At 66.1% G+C, this 17,216-nt stretch carries 17 protein-coding genes and 1 tRNA gene; 10 read left to right on the forward strand and 8 right to left on the reverse strand.

Features of this window, described 5'->3' with window-relative positions; genetic code table 11:
- Nucleotides 1-21 precede the first annotated feature (21 nt).
- The 5 genes from msrA to rpe all read right to left on the reverse strand — a co-directional run bounded on the left by msrA (nt 22) and on the right by rpe (nt 5,092).
- Entirely contained in the window at nt 22-681 is a 660-nt protein-coding gene (gene msrA / locus LY632_RS02160; protein WP_370636582.1) for a peptide-methionine (S)-S-oxide reductase MsrA, read from the reverse strand.
- Nucleotides 682-695: 14 nt separating this feature from the next.
- Entirely contained in the window at nt 696-830 is a 135-nt protein-coding gene (locus LY632_RS14300; protein WP_255695727.1) for a hypothetical protein, read from the reverse strand.
- Between the two features lie 146 nt (nt 831-976).
- Nucleotides 977-2,563 (reverse strand): bifunctional phosphoribosylaminoimidazolecarboxamide formyltransferase/IMP cyclohydrolase, encoded by a 1,587-nt coding sequence (gene purH / locus LY632_RS02165; protein ID WP_234092173.1) that lies wholly within the window; start codon nt 2,561-2,563, stop codon nt 977-979.
- Between the two features lie 4 nt (nt 2,564-2,567).
- Complete coding sequence (locus LY632_RS02170) at nt 2,568-4,430, reverse strand: heparinase II/III family protein (protein ID WP_234092174.1); 1,863 nt, start codon at nt 4,428-4,430, stop codon at nt 2,568-2,570.
- Nucleotides 4,427-5,092, reverse strand: a complete 666-nt coding sequence (gene rpe, locus LY632_RS02175; protein WP_234092175.1) for a ribulose-phosphate 3-epimerase — start codon at nt 5,090-5,092, stop codon at nt 4,427-4,429. The genes LY632_RS02170 and rpe overlap by 4 nt, the downstream gene beginning before the upstream one ends.
- 197 nt (nt 5,093-5,289) lie before the next feature.
- Between rpe and LY632_RS02180 the strand changes: the two genes are divergently transcribed.
- The 4 genes from LY632_RS02180 (at nt 5,290) to LY632_RS02195 (ending at nt 10,188) form a co-directional block, all read left to right on the forward strand.
- Entirely contained in the window at nt 5,290-5,559 is a 270-nt protein-coding gene (locus LY632_RS02180) for a PqqD family protein (RefSeq protein ID WP_234092176.1), read from the forward strand.
- 474 nt (nt 5,560-6,033) lie between these two features.
- Nucleotides 6,034-7,803, forward strand: a complete 1,770-nt coding sequence (locus LY632_RS02185; protein WP_234092177.1) for an asparagine synthase-related protein — start codon at nt 6,034-6,036, stop codon at nt 7,801-7,803.
- A gap of 42 nt (nt 7,804-7,845) precedes the next feature.
- Nucleotides 7,846-9,552 carry an ABC transporter ATP-binding protein gene (locus LY632_RS02190; protein WP_234092178.1) on the forward strand — a complete coding sequence of 569 codons (1,707 nt, stop codon included), beginning with the start codon at nt 7,846-7,848 and terminating at the stop codon, nt 9,550-9,552.
- Nucleotides 9,553-9,690: 138 nt separating this feature from the next.
- The gene (locus LY632_RS02195; protein ID WP_234092179.1) at nt 9,691-10,188 is read left to right on the forward strand and encodes a DUF2141 domain-containing protein; all 498 of its coding nucleotides are present in this window, start codon (nt 9,691-9,693) and stop codon (nt 10,186-10,188) included.
- Nucleotides 10,189-10,191: 3 nt separating this feature from the next.
- Here LY632_RS02195 and LY632_RS02200 read toward each other — a convergent pair whose 3' ends face one another.
- Both LY632_RS02200 and LY632_RS02205 read right to left on the reverse strand, forming a co-directional pair.
- Nucleotides 10,192-11,091 carry a hypothetical protein gene (locus tag LY632_RS02200; RefSeq protein ID WP_234092180.1) on the reverse strand — a complete coding sequence of 300 codons (900 nt, stop codon included), beginning with the start codon at nt 11,089-11,091 and terminating at the stop codon, nt 10,192-10,194.
- Nucleotides 11,088-12,068: a diacylglycerol kinase family protein gene (locus tag LY632_RS02205; RefSeq protein WP_234092181.1), complete on the reverse strand. Its 981-nt coding sequence runs from the start codon at nt 12,066-12,068 to the stop codon at nt 11,088-11,090. Before LY632_RS02205 ends, LY632_RS02200 begins: the two co-directional genes overlap by 4 nt.
- A gap of 167 nt (nt 12,069-12,235) precedes the next feature.
- On the opposite strand from LY632_RS02205, the gene LY632_RS02210 reads away from it, so the two are divergent.
- Complete coding sequence (locus LY632_RS02210) at nt 12,236-13,774, forward strand: fatty acid--CoA ligase (RefSeq protein WP_234092182.1); 1,539 nt, start codon at nt 12,236-12,238, stop codon at nt 13,772-13,774.
- 102 nt (nt 13,775-13,876) lie between these two features.
- On the opposite strand, the gene LY632_RS02215 is transcribed toward LY632_RS02210, so the two are convergent.
- A tRNA-Arg gene (locus tag LY632_RS02215) sits at nt 13,877-13,953 on the reverse strand.
- Between the two features lie 121 nt (nt 13,954-14,074).
- On the opposite strand from LY632_RS02215, the gene LY632_RS02220 reads away from it, so the two are divergent.
- From LY632_RS02220 to LY632_RS02240, 5 genes are read left to right on the forward strand one after another with little or no spacing between them, the layout of a single operon-like run.
- Nucleotides 14,075-15,031, forward strand: a complete 957-nt coding sequence (locus tag LY632_RS02220) for a hypothetical protein (RefSeq protein ID WP_234092183.1) — start codon at nt 14,075-14,077, stop codon at nt 15,029-15,031.
- A 38-nt stretch (nt 15,032-15,069) separates the two neighbouring features.
- On the forward strand, nt 15,070-15,471 hold the full coding sequence (locus LY632_RS02225; protein ID WP_234092184.1) for a hypothetical protein: 402 nt from the start codon (nt 15,070-15,072) through the stop codon (nt 15,469-15,471).
- Nucleotides 15,472-15,511: 40 nt separating this feature from the next.
- On the forward strand, nt 15,512-16,006 hold the full coding sequence (locus tag LY632_RS02230; RefSeq protein WP_234092185.1) for an MmcB family DNA repair protein: 495 nt from the start codon (nt 15,512-15,514) through the stop codon (nt 16,004-16,006).
- Between the two features lie 41 nt (nt 16,007-16,047).
- Nucleotides 16,048-16,770, forward strand: a complete 723-nt coding sequence (locus tag LY632_RS02235) for a sterol desaturase family protein (protein ID WP_234092186.1) — start codon at nt 16,048-16,050, stop codon at nt 16,768-16,770.
- Entirely contained in the window at nt 16,770-17,186 is a 417-nt protein-coding gene (locus LY632_RS02240; RefSeq protein ID WP_234092187.1) for a DUF2141 domain-containing protein, read from the forward strand. The genes LY632_RS02235 and LY632_RS02240 overlap by 1 nt, the downstream gene beginning before the upstream one ends.
- Nucleotides 17,187-17,216 lie beyond the last annotated feature (30 nt).

Consider the following 17,216-nt stretch of genomic DNA (forward strand, 5'->3'; position numbering starts at 1 on the left):
CGGCGCGCCGCACAGTTAAAGTCAACCGCGTTTGAAGGTCGCGCGATAGTAACCGGGGAACAGCCTGGCGAGCGCGCTGACCTTCGGCTTGTCCCAAGCGACGATGTATCCGTTCTTGGGGTTCCTGGCCATGAAGTCCTGATGGTACTCCTCGGCCGGGTAGAACGCCTTGTAGGTTTCGACCTTGGTCACGATCGGCCTCTTCCACACGCCCGAGCTGCCCATCTGCTTGAGATAGGCTGCGGCAACCTTGCCCTGCTCCGCATTCACCGGGACCAGCGCGGCGCGGTAGTGGGCGCCCACGTCCGGCCCCTGACGGTTCTTGAGCGTCGGATCGGCGCCGACCGAGAAGAAGATCCGCAGCAGCTGGTCATAGCGCACGAGCTTGGGGTCATAAGTCACCTTGACCGCCTCGGCATGATCGGTGATGCCGCTGGAGACGAGGTCGTAGGTCGCCTGCCGCTTGGTCCCGCCGTGATAGCCGGAAACGGCGCTGGTCACGCCCTTGGTATGGCTGAAGATCGCCTCGATGCCCCAGAAACAGCCGCCTGCAAATATGGCCGTCTTGAGTCCCGCGCTTTCGCTGGCCTGGACCTTCGCAGCAGGTGCGAGAACGGCGGTCTCGCCCGCGACGGCGGCTTCGTTGCAGCCTGCCAGCGCCAGCCCAAGGGCGGCGAACAGCGGAAGGGCAGGTCCTAGTTTACGGTGGCGGCGACGGCCTGCGGGATCGAGGTCAACGCCTCGGGCGAGAGCTGGAACGCGACGATCAGCGCGCCAATGAAGAAGCCGATGGCGAAGTTGCGCGAAATGTCCGATTTGAGGAAGCTCATACCTGGGGTCCGTCATACTGGGTGTCCGATTGAAACCTCTTGTAAAGCATGGCCGATTGCAGGTCGGTTAATGCCGCTGTTGTCGTCCGTTCATTCGAACAGATGGCCCGCGGGGTTACAAGCTGGACGTTCTGCGGGGTGCCGGATCAGTGCCGGAAGTGGCGCATCCCGGTGAAGACCATGGCGAGACCGGCCTTGTTGGCCGCCGCAATCACTTCGTCGTCGCGGATCGACCCGCCGGGCTGGATCACCGCTGTCGCCCCCGCTTCGGCCGCGGCCAGCAAGCCATCGGCAAACGGGAAGAACGCGTCCGATGCGACCGCGCTGCCCACGGCGCGCGATTGCGGCCAGCCGTATTTCTCGGCGGCCTCGGCAGCCTTCATCGCGGCGATGCGCGAGCTGTCGCGGCGGTTCATCTGGCCCGCGCCGATCCCGGCGGTCGCGCCATCCTTGGCATAGACGATGGCATTCGATTTCACGTGGCGGGCAACGGTCCAGGCGAACAGGCAGTCCTTGAGCTCCTGCTCGGTCGGAGCGCGTTCGGTCACGACCTTGAGGTCGGCTTCGCTGATCGCACCGTTGTCGCGGCTCTGCACCAGCAGCCCGCCCGTAATCGGCTTGATCGCCAGGCCTCCCCTGCGCGGATCGGGCAGGTCACCCGTCACCAGCAGGCGCAGGTTCTTCTTCTGCGCAAAGGCCGCCCTGGCTTCCTCGCTGACCGATGGGGCGATCACCACTTCGGTGAAAATCTCGCAGATCGCCTCCGCCGTCAGGCCGTCGAGCTCGGTGTTGACCGCGACGATGCCGCCGAAAGCGGAAACGCTGTCGCAGGCCAGCGCCTCGTGCCATGCAGCGAGCAGGGTCGAGGCCTGCGCCACGCCGCACGGGTTGGCGTGCTTGACGATCACCACTGCCGGGTCCTGTCCGCGGAACTCGGCGCACAGTTCGAGCGCGGCGTCGGCGTCGTTGTAATTGTTGTAGCTGAGTTCCTTGCCCTGCAGCTGCTCGGCCTGGGCGATGCCGTGGCCGTGCGGGCCGACGGGCGTATAGAGCGCTGCCATCTGGTGCGGGTTCTCGCCATAGCGCAGCTCGGTCACGCGCTTGCCGTTCACGGCCAACATGTCGGGGAAGAGCTGCTGCTGGTCGGAGAAAGCGAACCACTGGCTGATCATCGAATCATAGGCGGCCGTGGCGCTGTAGGCCTTGGCCGCGCACTTCCGCCGGAACTCGAGCGTGGTGGCGCCTGTGGCAGCCATTTCGGTGAGCAGCGTTTCATAGTCTGCCGGGTCGGTGACAATGGTCACGAACTGGTGGTTCTTGGCGGCGCTGCGCACCATGGACGGCCCGCCGATGTCGATGTTCTCGATGATCTCGTCACGCGAAGCACCGCGCATAACGGTCTGCACGAAGGGGTAAAGATTGACCACCACCAGGTCGATCGCGCCGATTTCGTGCGCTGCCATGGCGGCGGCATGTTCGGGATTGTCCCGCACCGCCAACAACCCGCCATGCACCTTGGGGTGGAGCGTCTTGACCCGTCCGTCCATCATTTCAGGGAAGCCGGTGAGATCGGAGATGTCCTTGACCTCGAGCCCGGCCTCGCGCAGCGTCTTGGCGGTGCCGCCGGTCGAGACCAGCTCTACCCCGTGCCCGGCCAGTGCCTTGCCCAATTCGACCAAGCCGCTCTTGTCGGACACCGACAGCAGTGCCCGTTTGATAACCACGTCGCTCACGAAATTACCCCATTTGCTTGAGCAGCCAGGAAAAGTTCCCCCCGCTGCGCGATGTCATGCCCTGGATGACAAGCTGTTCGATCGGCTGCGGACGGCCGTTGCCGTCGACCCACAGGCTTTCCTCGATGGCAACCTCGCCGGCGAAGTCACCTGCAACGCGGAATTGCCAATAGGTGCCATCGGGCAATGCAAGCCCTGCACCCTTCTTGTCTTCCGCCAGCCGCAGCTCGATACCCGGGCCGATGTGGAAGCGGATGGCAAAGCCGATCTTGCCCGTCTTGCCGCGCTTGCCGACCGGCAGCAGAACATCCTCGCCGAGCAGCTCGGTCCCGTCGTCGCGCAGCACCAGGATGCGGCGGTGATTGAGACCGAAGCGCAGGGCGTAGCCGTCATGGCTGGCCTCGAGCCGGGTCGCACTGCCGCGCCCCGTGCCGATGGCGCGACGGTCGACCTCGACCTCGTTAACGCCCGCGCCCAGCTTTCCCTTGATCAGGACAGCCGTGGAGTTGGCGTCATCGAGCACCAGCGTCGAATGCGCCGCCGTGGCGCGAAGGCCCTGCTCGATCCGGTGGGGCACCTGCCCGCCAGCAAAGGCGGCGCCGCCGCAATTCACGACGATGCGCTGGCCTGCAGAAGAGAGTTCGAAGGCCAGCGTAGAGGCGCAGCCAGCCCGCGCATGGCGCGGCAGTGGCGGTGGGGCGGCATCGAACTGGAGAATGGTCTTGCCGCCAGTCGCGCGCTGGAAGCCCCATTGGCGAACATCGCGCAGCGGACGGGTGCGCACACCGCTGGCGCGAACCAGTCCCGCGACCTTTTCCGCCGGGACCGCTCCCGCGCCCTGCCAGCTGCCCAGGCCGCCCTCGCCGTGCATCAGCGTCAGCAAGGGCGGCACCAGCAGCGCCATCATGCCCGGGATCGCTTGCGGCGGATCCATCTTGACCGCGCGATAACAAGCGGAAAGCTCGACCAGGAGCGCCAGCGCATCCATCTGCGCCAGCGGGCTGCGCGACAACACACCGCCATCTTCGGCGATGAGGTCGCCCAATGCGTGGGCGAGACCGGCCTCGGCATAGAGCCGCCGCGGCTTGCCGTCGGTCAGCAACAGGCCCGCTGCGACCAGCGCAGCCCAGCCGGTGACTTCGCCCAGCTTGTCATTTGCCTTGGTTACATTGCGATCGAGCCAGCGCGCCGTCTCGTCGATGGCGGCCAGAGTACGGCCTCTCAGCGGCTCCGCGCTCATCAGCAGGGGCGCGTGGACCAACCACGCCAGCAAGCGATGGCCGACCTGCTCGACATCCCAAGCCGCCGCCTTGCCGGGCTTGGGGTTGGCATCGAGCCACGCCGCATGGATGCGAGTGGCCACCGGCGTCGCCTGCTCGCGCGGGCAGCAACCGGCGAGATCGCGCAGCCAGCCATAGCCATGCACCGCGCGCTCGAAAGGCGGCGTCAGCTTGGCGCTGGCCGAGGCGAAATCGAGCTGGCCGATCGGGGCCTTGACCCCGTAGACCAGGAAATGCCCGGCACGCAGAGCCACGCCGGCGCCGCGATCGCCCGCCAATGGCGTCTCGACCGTCGCCGTCAGCCGTATGCCCTGCGCCTTGCGGAAGGGCGAGGCGAGCGTCTTGCCGGGCACCCCGATGCGATAGGCCAGCCGCACGAGTCGCTCCGCCGGGCTGAGGCTGGGGGCGGCCAGATCGAGCGGCACCAGCGCGCGCGACGGCTCCAGCACCCGCTCGGTGACCATGTGCTCATGCGGGCGGGCAAGCACCTTGTCTTCCACGGCATCGCCCAGCGGAATGGCCATCTGTTCGGCGACCGCGCCCGCAACTTCGCCCGGCCTGCGGCGGGAAGTGGCGGCTTCGCTCATGCGCCCAGCCCCTTCAGCGCCCGGATGTTCGCGGCATAGGCCCCCGGACCGCCCTTGAAGGTGGCCGAACCGGCGACCAGCACATCGGCCCCGGCATCGACGCAAAGCCGCGCGGTTTCGGGATTGACCCCGCCGTCGACTTCAAGGTGGATCGGCTTGCCCAGCCTGTCGATCATCTTGCGGATCGCTTCGACCTTGCGCAACTGGCTGTGGATGAAGCTTTGCCCGCCGAAGCCGGGATTGACGCTCATGACGAGGACCAGGTCGACTTCCTCCAGCAAGTAGTCGAGCATCTTGGCCGGCGTACCCGGATTGAGCACCACCCCGGCCTTCTTGCCCAACCCCCGGATCGCCTGCAGCGTGCGGTGGATATGCGGGCCTGCCTCGGGGTGGACGGTGATGATATCCGCCCCGGCCTCGGCAAAGGCTTCGAGATAGGGATCGATCGGCGCGATCATCAGATGGACATCGAAGGTCTTCGCGGTGTGCGGGCGCAGCGCCTGCACCACGGCCGGGCCGATCGTGATGTTGGGGACATAGTGCCCGTCCATCACATCGACATGGATCCAGTCCGCCCCGGCCTCGTCGATGGCGCGCACCTCCTCACCCAGCCGGGCAAAATCGGCTGAAAGGATCGAGGGGGAGATCAGCGGAATGGCCATAGTCGATGCGGTCGGGTCGGGTCCGTCACTGGGGCGAATGATTACCCCTAGCGCGCCGGTAACCACCCCGACAGGCAGGGATGGGCCTTTTCCACATTGCCCTGTGGGGGTTGCGGCCGATCCGGCAGGCGTGAACGGTGCTGCCGGCGACGCCTGTGCCCCTTTGCAGAGCCGGTGCGCTGCGATAAACCCTGGCCATGAGCGCAATCGAGAAATGCACTTCCGCCTTCATCGAAACCACTGTCGACGACGAGGTGGTCATCGTCAGCCTTGACGAGGGCAAGTTCTTTTCGCTCAGGGACACCGGGCTCGCGATCTGGTCGAAAATCGACGGAATCCGCGATCGCGAACAAATCCTCGCCGAACTGCAGCAAGAATTCGACGCCCCCGACGATCTCCTCGCACGCGACCTCGATGCCTTCCTCGCCGAAGTCAGGAGCGCCGGTTTCATCCGCTGGAATCGCTGAAATTGCTTCAAAGTTGTAAGATTACGTCAAAACGGTGACAAAATGGGACATAAACGTCGTTTTGGTTTTGTGTGTCCGCTAATTCGCCTTACAAGGCAGTCGGAGCAGCACCGAAAACAAGAGATCGCGCATGTCCCACACCCAGACGCAGGCCCGTTCGCCGTGGCAACCGCCGCGGCTTGTCTGCCTTGGCAATCTGAACGATGTCGCGGGCTCGCCTGCACCGAGGACCCAGGTCAATCCCGGCGGCCAGACGCCGACAGCCGGAAAATCCTGAGCCAGCACACTCGCTGCTATCGGAGAGCGGGTCTCGCGCGGCCGGCCTTCGTTAACCGCATGAACGAACCGAGTTGAGCGATGCTCGCAGGCTTCGCTGGCGTTTCCGATAAAAATCAGGGTAAGCCGCTCGCGGCGCTGCGAAGCTGGCTCAGCCGACACGGGCAGACACCCGCCGATGCATTCTGCGCGCCTGCCTTGTTGGGCAGTTCCGAGCGATGCAGCTTCTCCGCCCGGACCGTCCTCGATGGCTGGATCGACAACGCCGCCTCGCTCGAACGCGAACTGGGACTGGCCGGCGAAAACCCCGCCGAGATCTATGACGCGGCCCTGGAGCGATGGGGCGAGGGCGGCGAAGAGCGGATCATCGGCAATTATGCTGCCGTGACGCTCCTGCCCGAAGGCCGCTTGCGGCTGGCGCGATCGCCGATCGACGCGCCTCCACTGCTCTATGCGCCGATGGACAAGGCCGGCTGGGCTGTCGCGAGCCTGCCGGGCGCATTCGAAGCCCTCGGGATGGCCCGCGAGATCGACTGGAACGAACTGGCCGACCTGCTGGCACTCGATGTCACCCGGCCGCCGCCAGGCTCCGCGTACAGTGGCATTTTCCGCGTCCCGCCGGGGACAGTTGTGACACTGGAGGAAAGCGGTGCCCGGATCGACCCATGGTACAACCGCCGATTGACCCCGGCTGCCCCGCATCGGAGTGACGCGGAGCATGTCGCCGAGGTTGCTCGATTGCTGGGCGAGGCGTGCAGCGCGGTGCTTGCACAATCGAACCGCCCCGCCCTCGCGCTGTCGGGTGGGCTCGACTCGCCCGTCGTCGCCGACGCATTGCTGGCCCGGCTGCCGCAGGATGCTTACCTCGACGGGATTACCTTCGCCCCCTTGCCCGCTGCAAGCGACACCGGGGTACCGGAGGCCTTTGCCGACGAATGGCCGGTCGTCGAACGCTTCGCTTCCATGCATCCGCGCCTGGCCGTGCACCGTGCCGACCCTGCGCATGGCGGGCATGACCATCGCTTTCGCGAGATCGCCGCGCTGGCGGGTACGTTCAACCCGGCGCTGGCGCATTTCGGGGCACACCATGGCAGCTGGGAGAAAGCCCGCTCGCTCGGCTGCGACTGGCTGCTGAGCGCCGCGTGGGGCAACCAGGGCTTCAGCGCCGATGGGCGATGGTCCTATGCCGAGGATTTCCGGACGCTGCGTTGGCGGCGAATGTGGCGCAACCTCGCCGGGCGCAGTGCGATGGGCGACCATCGCCCGATGTGGCGCAAGGTCGTGGCGCTGGCGGTGGTACCCAACCTGCCGCGCAGCCTGCGTCGTCGCCTCAAGCAACTGGTTCGCCCGGCCCGTGCCGATGCGCTGGCATGGAACTCGATGCTGACGGCGGAGGCACAGGATGCCTATCGCGCGCGCGCCGCCGAGCGTGGCTCCGCCCCGGCGTGGGAAGGCTTTGCCTATCCCGCCAGCCGCGCCGAAGCCGCAAGGCGCGACCTGGCCGACAACGATCACAGCATGGCCGAGATCACCCTCGCGCTCGAACTGCGCTACGGCCTGCGCTACCGCGACGTGACAGCTTACCGCCCGCTGGTCGAATACTGCATGGCGCTGCCGAGCGAAATGTTCGTGCGCGACGGCGTCCATCGCTTCCTTGCCCGCGAGCTGGCCAGAGGTCGCATGCCCGAGGCGCAGCGGCTGGAAGCGCGCGTCGGGCGCCACGGATCGGACTGGCATGTCCGCATGGCCCCCCGCCGAGACGAATTGCTTGCCACGGTCGAAACCGTCGCGTCCCATCCGCGGCTATCGCGCTTGCTCGATACCGCCAAGATGCGCCGGATGCTGGAGGAGTTCCCTGAAGCCGACAGTCCGGACGAGTACGACAACCTTCCCTATCGGCAAGGGCTCGCACAAGCCCTGCTGGCGGCACAATTTGTCGGCCTGGTCGAAGGCCGCAACGATTTGTGAAGCGGGACAGACCGCCTCTTCCCTGCTAGCCACCCGACGCAGATGCCGCGCGACAGCCTTTCCCTCCTGCTTGCCATCGCCAACCAGCGCCAGCTGACGCTGGTGGTCGCGCTGGCGGTGCTCGGCGCGCTGACCGAAGGCATCGGCTTCGTCCTGCTGGTGCCGCTGCTGGCACTGGTGATGGGCGATGGGGCAGGGGGCGGCGTTCTCTCGCCCGTCTCGCAATGGCTGGCAGCAAGCGGGTGGCAGCCCTCGCTGGCGATGCTGCTGGCGGGGTTCGCTGCGCTGGTGGCCTTGCGGGCCCTCGCCGACTACGTCCGCACCATGGCCTCGATGCGGCTTTCGATCGGGATCGTCGATGGCCTGCGTGCCCGTGCCTTCGCCGCCTTGTTGGCCGCCGATTGGCGCACGCTTTCGCGCATGCGGCAGAGCGAGAACCGAGCGATGCTGATTTCCGAGATTGACCGGACAGCCATCGCCATCGACCAGCTCGGCGCGCTGGTGCGGATTGCCGTCGGGCTCGTCGCCATCGGCCTTGCCGCGCTGGCGATTTCGCCGCTGGTGGCGCTGGTGGGAGCGGTTGCGGGAGTGGCGGTGTTCGCGCTCTACGGTGGACTGCGTCGGCGCGCCCGCAGCCTCGGCGAAGCGCTCAGCGTGCAATATCGCGGGCTGCACGGACTGCTCGAGGAAAACCTCGATGCGCTAAGGGCAATCAAGAGCTTCGGCACCGAGCAAGCGGCGCAGGCCCGCGTGCTCGAAGGATTCCGCTCGCTGCGCGAGGTCCGGGTCCGCTTCACCGCCGATACGCTGCTGGCCCGCTCGCTGTTGCAGGTCGGAGGCGCGCTGGTCGTAGCGCTGTGCGTGTGGCTGGCGCTCGAGCGCTGGCAGGTGCCCGCGATCGTCATCCTGCCGCTGGTGGCGCTGTTCGCCCGCGCCTTGCCGCAGCTCGGCGCCCTGCTCGATTGCTGGCAGGTCTGGGCCCACGCCGCGCCGGCGGTGGTGGCTGCCGAAAGATTGATCCGCGAAACCGAGGCTGCCGCCGAGCAACCTCCCGGACAGGTTGCAGACGTGCCGCGCCTGACCCGCACCATTGCCCTGGAAGGCATTTCGCTCGCCCACCGCGAAGGCATTGCAACACTCGCCAATGTCTCGCTGGAAATCGACGCGGGCGAAACGGTCGCGCTGGTTGGCCCCTCGGGCGCCGGCAAGAGTACGCTGGCCGATATCCTTGGCGGCCTTGTCGCGCCCGACAGCGGGCAGGTGCTGATCGACGGCGTTCCACTCGATCCGGCGCGGCGCCATGGCTGGCGGCGGCAGGTCGCCTATGTCGACCAGAGCCCGGTGCTGTTCCACGGCAGCGTGCGCGACAATCTGCGCTGGGCCGACCCGCAAGCGAGCGACGCGCAGCTGGCAGAAGTGCTCGAGATGGCAGCTGCCGGCTTCGTCCACCAGCTTCCCGGCGGGCTCGACTGCCCGCTTGGCGAGCGCGGGCGGCAGCTTTCAGGCGGAGAACGCCAGCGCATCGTGTTGGCCCGCGCCCTGCTGCGTGATCCGGCGCTGCTGATCCTAGACGAGGCGACCAGCGCGCTCGACAGCGCTGCCGACGAGGCCGTGGCGCAAGCCATTGCCGGGCTGGCCGGCCAGCGGACCATCGTCATAATCGGCCATCGCGGTGCGCTGACCGATATCGCCGGCCGCGTCGTGACGCTGGAAGCGGGACGAGTCGTGCCCGGCCGGCGCAAGGCCTGAGCCAATGCTTTCAATTGCTAGCACAGCGAATTCAGCGGCAATTCACCCGCCCGCTCCTAGGTGCGGGGCCGATATGGCGGGGCAATTCCGCGGAACACGAACAAGGGACCGGCCACACTCGAGGCCGGAGAATGACCTATGACGACTTTTGGCAAGCTCGCCGCAACCGGCGCAGCACTGGCTCTGGCAGCAGGCGGGATCGCAGTCCCGGCCATGGCGCAATACCGCCAGCCGATCAGCAACAACATGGCCAAGTGCAACTCCGGCAATGGCCCGGCGGTCAAGGTGACGGTGGCGGGAATCAAGTCCTCTGCAGGCAAGATCCGGGTCCAGTCCTACCGTGCGACTTCGGCTGACTGGTTGCAGTCGGGCAAATGGATCAACCGCATCGAAGCCCCGGCCAAGGCCGGGACGATGACCTTCTGCATGCCGTTCCCGGCTGCGGGCAGCTATGCCATCGCCGTGCGTCACGACGTCAACGGCAATGGCAAGACCGACATCAGCACCGATGGCGGGGCGATGTCGAACAACCCATCGATCAACATCTTCAACCTCGGCAAGCCGAGTTACAAGAAGACTGCCTTTTCGGTCGACGGGGGCGTCGGTTCGATCACCGTCAACATGCGCTACATGTAAGCCTCAGCTGCGCGTCGCATTGCGCGCGCGCAGTACTTCGACGAAGGCACCCGGTGCGGCCAGCAGCGGGTGCTTCTCGCGGAAGGGTGTCACCTCGATAGCGACGCCCGTGTGGCGTTCGACCTTCCATGCCGCATAGCGCGCCGCCCCTTCGAACGTGGTCGTCGCTTTGGCCAACCGCAGCAGGTTGAGTGGTTTGCCCAGACGTCGCCGCTTGGCCCACCAGCGTTGGACGGCCTTGCGCTCGGTCGGCGTCATGGTCGGCACATAGACGCCGGCACGTTCGGTAAAACCGATGCCCGCCGCCTGCAGCGCCAGTGGCAGCAAGCCTTCGAAATGCACGGCATTGGCACTGAGGATCGAGTCCTCCCGCCCCGCCTTCTCGACCCGGAACTCGGCCTGGTAGGTGGCACGAAACAGGCAGCGCCAGTACTCGTCGGCACTTGCGGCCGGCGGTCCGAGCGCGACTGCCAGCCGCGCTGCGGTCTGCGCCGCTGCCGCAATCGCCCGCGTCACCGCATCGCTCTGGCTCTCGTCCGCCTGCCACACCAGCGCGCTGGGCTGGACGAAGCGGGCCCAGATCGTCGTGTCGCGGCTCTCGCCGCGACAGGCTCTGGCGAATTGCTCGAGACTCATGATCGCGACCTTGGCGCGCAAAGTTTTGCCGCCGAGCTCCCGCTCGTGATAGCTGACCCGCGGCCAGATCCGCTCGCGCTGCGGGCCAGGCATGAGCAAGTAGAAATCGAGCACGCCTTCAAGCTCGCCGGTGCGCAGGTTGGAGCCGTAGAACAGCGCCGCGAGCGCGCCTGCGTCCCTGGCGAGCGCGGCGGCGAATTGGCGCACCTCGTCCCTGGCTTCGCGGCCAAGCTGCTGTGCGATCCGATCGTGCAGTGCGCCAGTCACGGTATAACGAAATTGAGCATCGGCCCGGGCGTCACGCAATAGCGCCCGGGCTGGAAGACTTCGCCATCGAGGATAAAGCGGTCGCCCAGGTCGAGCTCGATCCGGTCGGTGCTGCGCCGATGCAGGCCCAGGGCCTCCATTTCGGGCGAGTGGTACCCGCGCATCACCCAGGGCATCCGCGCTACGATGCGGCGGCGCAGATGATCGATCACGGCGAGGCGCAAGGGGCCCGGGAAGTCCCCGAACGGCTTCAATCCGGCGGGGAAAGTCGAGAGCGAGGACAGGAAGATCATCGCCCTTGTGGTCGGATCGCCGAACGGTGCGTGATCGAGTTCTGCCATCTCCTCGCCCAGCAGAATCCGCGCCTTTGCCCCGCGCCGCCATGGATTGGTGTCGCTGCCGAAGAGAGCCTGCATCACGCCCCAGACCGCGGTGACCCCGACCGCCAACCCGTCGAAGGCGCCGAACTTGTGCGCGTCCTGCCCGCTGTCGATGGCGGCCAGAAAAACGCCCGCCCCGAGGATGAAGCCGAGCCGGGTCAGTTCCTGCCCGTCCATCGGGGCCAGCACCATCGGCTGGCGCTGCACGCGGCCGCCGTCGCGATGGGCGATGATCGCCTGCTCCAGGCTCCAGTGCTTGGGCATGCCGAGATCGACCGTCAGTGCATTGGTCTTGCCGCGGGGGAGCACGGCGATGTCGGGCCATTTGTCGCCGAACACCATGGCCCCGCCGGTCAGCGCATCGCGCACCGTGCCGTCACCGCCGTTGATCACCAGCAGTTCGACGCCGCTGTCGACGAAGCGCTGCATCGCGTCCTTCAGTTCACGCCGGCGGCGTGGCTGCTCGACCCGGATGACGGGATAGTCGGGCTCGACTATATTGGCATCGCGGTTGCGGTGGCTGCGCGGGTTGTAGAGCACGCCTGTCACGGGCAAGCCGGGCATTTCGGACAGCTTGACGGGAGCGGGATCGTTCATCGCCGGGCCGCCATGCCGCCAAACGCGCCGTGGTGCCAGTCCCTAAGCGGTGTAATACGCCAATTAACTCGCCCTTTGACTGCCCGCGCGCTTCACGACACATTCGGTTGCAAAGCAAATACCCTTCGCCCGATTCGGAACAGAAGGGACTGACGGAGAGGACCACCATGCCCGATTTTCCCGGCCCCGTGACGCTGGGCCATGCGCTCGCTGCCCAGGCAGACGAACGCGGCGAGCAGGTCGCGCTGCGCTTCGGCGACCGTGTCACCAGCTATGCCGAGTATGACCGGCACGCGACGCAGATCGCCAACGGGCTTGCGGCGATGGGGTTCAAGGAGGGCGACCGGATCGCCTATCTCGGCAAGAACAGCGACCATGCGGTCGAGCTGTTCCTCGGCACCGTGCGCGGCGGATTCGTGTTCGTGCCCATCATCTGGCGGCTCGCCCCGGCAGAGGTCGATTTCATCACCCGCGATGCCGGATCGCCGATCCTGTTCGTCGAGGAAGGCTTCGAGAGCGTGCCTTTCGAAGGCCGCAAGATCGTAATGGAACGCGAATTCGCCGCCTGGCGCGACGCGCAGAGCGATGCGCCCGTAACGACCCCGGTCGAGGTCGGCGATGCCATGCTCCAGCTCTATACCTCGGGCACCACCGGTCTGCCCAAGGGGGTGGTGCTGAGCCATTACAACGCCACTGCCATGCGCCCGATCCTGCGCGCTTCGGGCCTCAGCTGGGCCAGCGCCGATCCGGGCAGCTCGATCATCCTGGCCATGCCCTATGGCCATATCGCCGGGGTTGGCACCGCCAGCAGCGCGCTGATGGCGGGCCAGCAGCTCATCATCCATGCCGAGTTCGATCCGGCCGCGACCATTCGCGATATCCGCGATTACCGGGTCGAGTATATCTTCCTCGTCCCCGCCGCGATCCGCATCGTGCTGTCGCATCCGGACGCGGAGAATGCCGACTTCAGCTCGGTCAAGGGGCTCAACTATGGTGCCAGCCCGATCCCGCTCGACCTGCTCAAGGAAGGGGTCGAACGGCTCAAATGCGATTTCGCGCAGATGTACGGCATGACGGAAACCTATGGCACGGTCGTCAGCCTGCCGCCCGAAGACCACCGGCCCGGCCGGGAGAAAGTCATGCGCAGCGCGGGCAAGGCGCTGCCGGGCAACGAGCTGCGGATTCTCGACGAAAACCTCCAGCCGCTCCCTCCCGGCCAGATCGGCGAAGTGGCGATCAAGAGCCCATCGGTCATGATCGGCTACTGGAACCGCCCGGAAGAGACGGCCAAGACGCTGATTGGCGACGGCTGGCTGCGGACCGGCGACGCCGGGATCATGGACGAAGAGGGCTATCTCTATATCCAGGACCGGATCAAGGACATGATCATCTCGGGCGGCGAGAACGTCTATCCGGCGGAAGTCGAAAGCGCGCTGTTCGGCCATGACGAGGTGGCGGACGTGGCGGTGATCGGCGTGCCCGACGAGAAATGGGGCGAGGCGGTCAAGGCCATCGTGGTGCCCAAACCCGGCTGCTCGCCCGACCCCGACAGCATCATCGCCCATGCCCGCGAACGGATTGCCGGGTTCAAATGCCCCAAGACGATCGATTTCGTCGACGCGCTACCAAGGAACCCCTCGGGCAAGATTCTGCGCCGCGAGCTGCGCGCACCTTATTGGGAGGGTAAGGAGCGGGCGGTGAATTAGGGGCGCGCGGCGACGATCGCGACGCGATTGGTACGACTCCTAACGGCATTGGAAGCGGCATGAAACGCCAAGGGGGCGGCCCTCTCGCGAGGACCGCCCCCTTGGCGCACCCGACAGGATTCGAACCTGTGACCTCTGCCTTCGGAGGGCAGCGCTCTATCCAGCTGAGCTACGGGTGCATCGCGCGAATTGCGAAGCGCGCGTCTAGCAGAGGGGTTTGCGGCTTGCCAACGATAAAACAAAGCCCTTTTCGGCGCGCCAGCTTGCACGATGCGGCAGCGCGTGGTTTGGATGCGGGAGATGGGGGCACAAGACCGACCTGATCCGCTGCTGGCGCGGTCCGTGATCGTGACAGGCACGCATTATTCGACCACCACGCTGGTCGGCGCGTTGCTGCACACTGCGCCGGAATTCCACCTGCTGCACGAACCGCTCAATCCCGAACCGACGCCGAGTTATGATTCGCTCGGTCCGCCGCGCTGGTACGAATATTATGACGACAGCCGCTGGGAAGAGCTGCACGACAATCTGGCCCGGATACTGCAGCGCGGGCCGGTGATACCCGAGTTCCTCGCGCGCCTCGGCCGGGCGCGCTCGCCGAAGCAGCTGGGGCAGGCGTTACGCTATGCACAGCGCAAGTTTCCTGTCCTGCTCGCCCGCAAGCCAGCCATCCTCAAAGGGCCGTTCCTTGCCTTCAGCGCTCTGACATTGCAGCAGCGCGCCGGATGCAAGGTGGTGCTGTGCGTCAGGCATCCGGGGGCCTTTGCCGAGAGCCTCCTGCGCAAGACCGATGGCTTTTGCTTCCGCGACCTCGCCAGCCAGCCGGCGCTGATGGCGATGCTGCCCGATGAGGCTGACGAGATTGCCCGTTCTGCCCGCGAAGATCGCACGCCTCTCGAACAGGCGGCGCTGCTGTGGCGTGTGGTCTATGGTTTTGCCGCCAATCACCTCCTGCCCGATCCGCGGACCACCCTGGTCCGGCAGGAAGATTTCATGGGGCATCGTGACGCCACTGCACGGCGCTTGCTCGCCTTCATCGGGGGAACGGAAACTGCGGCAACCAGGCGGTTTCTGATCCAGAATTTCCAAACCCGGGCGGGCGACAGCGACCGGGACTCCTACATTCGTCGCGATCCGCGCCTCGCGACGATGAAATGGCGCCAGCGACTGAGCGGGGAAGACGTCAAGCTGCTGCAGACGATGACCGCACCGCTGGCAGCCACTTTCGGTTATGGCGAGGCAAGCTGGCAGCATTAGCGATTTGGCAAGCGGTTTGCCGCTAAGGCAGGCTTGTCATGAGCGCCCAGCCCAACACTTTCGTCGTCGATCCCGCCGCAGCTGGCCCGCGCAGCAATGCGCAGTCGCTCAGCGTGCAATGGACCGCCCTGCAGGATGCCGCAGCCGCTGTCGCTGCCCTGGCAGGTCTCGCGCCTGAACGCCCAAGCCCGCAAGTGCGCAACTTCCCGGCCCTGATCAAGGATGTCGGAGGCTGGCGCTTCGATCTCGCCTCCGACCTGATCGGCGATCTTACTGCGATGATGCGTCCGGGCCTGACCGCACTGCTCGCCGTCAATGCGCGCGGCCAGGACGCGACTGCCGCGGCCGTGACCTTGTGGCGCGAGTTTCATCACGCCCGCAATTCGGTGCTGGCGCTGGTGCCTGCAGGTGGCGAGCTGGGGCCGCGCCGCAGCGCCTGATCGCTTGACAGGCGTTCGCCCTCTGTTCCAATGAGGGCGGATGGCGACCACACCCGCACCCGGTTCAGAAGTGACCATCATCGACGCCGCTGCCGTCGCGCGCGGGATCATGCGACTGTTTGCCCGCAACGATATCTGGTGCCTGCCGGAGATGCCGCTGCGGGGCGGCAGGCGGGCCGATCTGATGGGGATCGATGCCAAGGGCCAGGTGGTCATCGTCGAGATCAAGGTCGCGCGCGGCGACTTGCTCGGCGACGGCAAATGGCCCGATTACCTTGAGCATTGCGACCGCTTCTACTGGGGCGTGGCGAATCATCTCGATCATGCACCCTTGGAGACCGAGGCCTATCGGCCGGACTGCTGCGGAGTGATCGTGGCCGACGGCTACGATGCCGAGATCATCCGCCCGGCCCCGACCCACCCGCTCGCCGCCGCACGGCGCAAGGTCGAGGTCGAACGGCTGGCCCGCGCTGCCATGCGGCGGACGACCGTCTGGGGCGACGAAGCCTGCGCAGCGTGGATGCGCGCCGAATAGGGACTTCCCGCCTTCCCGGCAGATTGGCATAGGAGGGGTTCATGTGGACCGCGATCCTCCTTTCCGCGCTGGCGATGACAGTGATCGTCGCCGTGCGCTATCTTGCCGCAAGCGGGATCTTCGCCTGGCTGACCACGCGCGTGCGGCCCGGCTTCTACGACGGGCTCGACCGGCAGATGGCCAGGGAAATCCGCTGGTCGCTGGCCTCGGCAGCGATCTACGGCGTGCCGGCCGGAATCGTCGCCTGGGGATGGGACAGTCTCGGCTGGACCCGCATCTACACCGACTGGAACGACTACCCGCTGTGGTATTTGCCGCTGTCGGTGCTGCTTTACCTCTTTGCCCACGATACGTGGTTCTACTGGACCCATCGCTGGATGCACCGCCCGCGCGAGTTCCGCCTCGCCCATGCGGTCCACCACGCCAGCCGCCCGCCCACCGCCTGGGCGGCGATGAGCTTTCACCCGATCGAAGCGCTGACCGGGGCAGTGGTTATCCCCGCGCTGGTCTTTGTGTTCCCGATCCATGTCGCTATGCTCGGCCTCGTGCTCATGATCATGACGGTGATGGGGGTGACCAATCACATGGGCTGGGAGATCTTCCCGCGCTGGCTCGTTCATTCGCGCTTAGGGAACTGGCTGATAACGGCCTCGCACCACCAGCTCCATCACGAGCGGTATAATTGCAACTACGGGCTCTATTTCAGGATTTGGGATCGCATATGCAGGACGGACAGGGGGTTGGCCGAAGTTTTTCGGCGCTGATGCTGGCGGTTACGGCGCCGCTGCTGGTGGGGAATACTGGGGCACGACAGGATATCAGCGTCACGGTCACCGACCTGCGCTCGGCCGAGGGCAAGGTGCTGGCCTGCCTTACCGCCAATGCCAAGGCCTTCCCAAATTGCGACAAGGATCCCAAGGCGCTGGCAATGACCGTCAAGGCCGGCACCACGGTCAGCTTCACATTCCATGACGTCAAGCCGGGCACCTATGCCATCTCCCTGCTGCATGACGAGAACGGCAACGGCAAAGCCGACAAGGCATTGATGATTCCCAAGGAAGGTTTCGGCTTCTCGCGTGACGCCAGAGTGCGGATGGGGCCGCCCAAGTTCTCCGCCGCCGCCTTCGCCGTGGCTGCCGAGCCGGTCCACCAACGGATCAGGATGCGCTACCTGTTCTGACGTCACCGCGTCGGCACGGCGAAGGTTTCT

Origin of the sequence: Erythrobacter sp. SDW2 (assembly GCF_021431965.1) — a bacterium.
Lineage (GTDB): Bacteria > Pseudomonadota > Alphaproteobacteria > Sphingomonadales > Sphingomonadaceae > Parerythrobacter.

What these genes read in the sequence shown, in the direction of transcription:
- LY632_RS14300 (WP_255695727.1), bottom strand. Translation starts at nt 830, where the DNA reads ATGAGCTTCCTCAAATCGGACATTTCGCGCAACTTCGCCATCGGCTTC.
- LY632_RS02190 (WP_234092178.1), top strand. Translation starts at nt 7,846, where the DNA reads ATGCCGCGCGACAGCCTTTCCCTCCTGCTTGCCATCGCCAACCAGCGC.
- LY632_RS02205 (WP_234092181.1), bottom strand. Translation starts at nt 12,068, where the DNA reads ATGAACGATCCCGCTCCCGTCAAGCTGTCCGAAATGCCCGGCTTGCCC.
- LY632_RS02235 (WP_234092186.1), top strand. Translation starts at nt 16,048, where the DNA reads ATGTGGACCGCGATCCTCCTTTCCGCGCTGGCGATGACAGTGATCGTC.
- rpe (WP_234092175.1), bottom strand. Translation starts at nt 5,092, where the DNA reads ATGGCCATTCCGCTGATCTCCCCCTCGATCCTTTCAGCCGATTTTGCC.
- LY632_RS02170 (WP_234092174.1), bottom strand. Translation starts at nt 4,430, where the DNA reads ATGAGCGAAGCCGCCACTTCCCGCCGCAGGCCGGGCGAAGTTGCGGGC.
- LY632_RS02225 (WP_234092184.1), top strand. Translation starts at nt 15,070, where the DNA reads ATGAGCGCCCAGCCCAACACTTTCGTCGTCGATCCCGCCGCAGCTGGC.
- LY632_RS02180 (WP_234092176.1), top strand. Translation starts at nt 5,290, where the DNA reads ATGAGCGCAATCGAGAAATGCACTTCCGCCTTCATCGAAACCACTGTC.
- LY632_RS02240 (WP_234092187.1), top strand. Translation starts at nt 16,770, where the DNA reads ATGCTGGCGGTTACGGCGCCGCTGCTGGTGGGGAATACTGGGGCACGA.
- LY632_RS02195 (WP_234092179.1), top strand. Translation starts at nt 9,691, where the DNA reads ATGACGACTTTTGGCAAGCTCGCCGCAACCGGCGCAGCACTGGCTCTG.
- LY632_RS02220 (WP_234092183.1), top strand. Translation starts at nt 14,075, where the DNA reads ATGGGGGCACAAGACCGACCTGATCCGCTGCTGGCGCGGTCCGTGATC.
- LY632_RS02210 (WP_234092182.1), top strand. Translation starts at nt 12,236, where the DNA reads ATGCCCGATTTTCCCGGCCCCGTGACGCTGGGCCATGCGCTCGCTGCC.
- LY632_RS02230 (WP_234092185.1), top strand. Translation starts at nt 15,512, where the DNA reads ATGGCGACCACACCCGCACCCGGTTCAGAAGTGACCATCATCGACGCC.